At 62.8% G+C, this 1248-nt stretch carries 1 protein-coding gene; it reads left to right on the plus strand.

Annotation, left to right across the window (positions count from 1 at the left end; genetic code table 11):
- The first annotated feature begins 70 nt into the window (after positions 1–70).
- A protein-coding gene (locus J7U46_RS23170) for an IS3 family transposase (protein ID WP_282829615.1) occupies positions 71–1197 on the plus strand; the annotation gives its coding sequence in 2 pieces (ribosomal slippage) (positions 71–314 and positions 314–1197; 1128 coding nt in all).
- The last annotated feature ends 51 nt before the right edge of the window (positions 1198–1248 follow it).

Genomic DNA, 1248 nt, shown 5'->3' on the forward strand with positions numbered 1-1248 from the left:
ATTGACCTGACCCCTCCTAGCCGTACCAGCGTAAAGGTAGTGAAGTCCGTCAACTAGGAGAATGACGGACATGAAGAAGAGCAGATTCACCGAGGAGCAGATCATTGGCTTCCTCAGGCAGGCCGAAGCAGGCATGCCGGTCAAGGAGCTGTGCCGGCAAGGCGGCTTCAGCGATGCGACGTTCTACAAGTGGCGCGCCAAGTACGGCGGCATGCAGGCCACGGATGCCAAGAGGCTGCGTGAACTCGAATCCGAGAACGCCAAGCTCAAGCGCCTGCTGGCAGAGGCCCACCTGGACATCCACGCGCTCAAGGACGTCTTCGGCGTAAAGCCTTAGCCCCGCAGGTCAGGCGCGCAGCGGCAGCCAAGATGATCGAGCAGCATCACTTGTCCGAACGCCGTGCGTGCCGCCTGGTGGGGCTCTCCAGGGACAGCTATCGCAACCCGCCCGTGATCGATGAGGCCACGCAGCAACTCAGCGCCAAGATCGTCGAGATCGCACAGGTGCGCCGGCGCTTTGGCTATCGCCGCATCCATGACCTGCTGCGCCCGCAGTTTCCGGGCGTGAACCACAAGCGTATCTATCGGCTGTACAGCCAGGCGCAGTTGGCGGTTCGCAAGCGCAAGAAGGTGCGGCGCGCAGCCAGCGAGCGCGTGCCGCTGACAGTGGCCAGCCGCGTCAATGAGGTGTGGAGCATGGACTTCGTTTCCGACAGTCTGGCCAATGGTCGGCGCATCAAATGCCTGACCGTAGCCGACGACTTCTCGCACGAGTGCGTGGACATCGCCGTGGACTACGGTATCTCGGGGCAATACGTGACGCGGCTGCTGGACCGGGCTGCAATCTTCAGAGGCTACCCGGCGGCGGTGCGAACCGACAACGGACCGGAGTTCACCTGCCGTGCCTTCATTGCCTGGACGCAGGCTCACGGCGTGCGGCACATCCTGATCCAGCCGGGACGGCCCATGCAGAACGGCTACATCGAGAGCTTCAACGGCAAGTTCCGCGACGAGTGCTTGAACGAGCACTGGTTCCAGACGTTGCCGCAGGCGCGCTCGGAGATCGCCATCTGGCGTCAGGACTACAACGAGGTGCGGCCGCACAGCAGCCTGGGACGGATACCGCCGGCGGAATTCGCTCAACGCCACAGGACCAAGAACCAGCCGCCACCGGCTTCAAGCAACGAGATCAAGTAATCTTCAAACCGGACTTCCGCCTGATTGGTACGGCGGGAGGGGGCAGGTCAC

Source organism: Pelomonas sp. V22, from assembly GCF_030014915.1.
GTDB lineage: Bacteria > Pseudomonadota > Gammaproteobacteria > Burkholderiales > Burkholderiaceae_C > JAUASW01.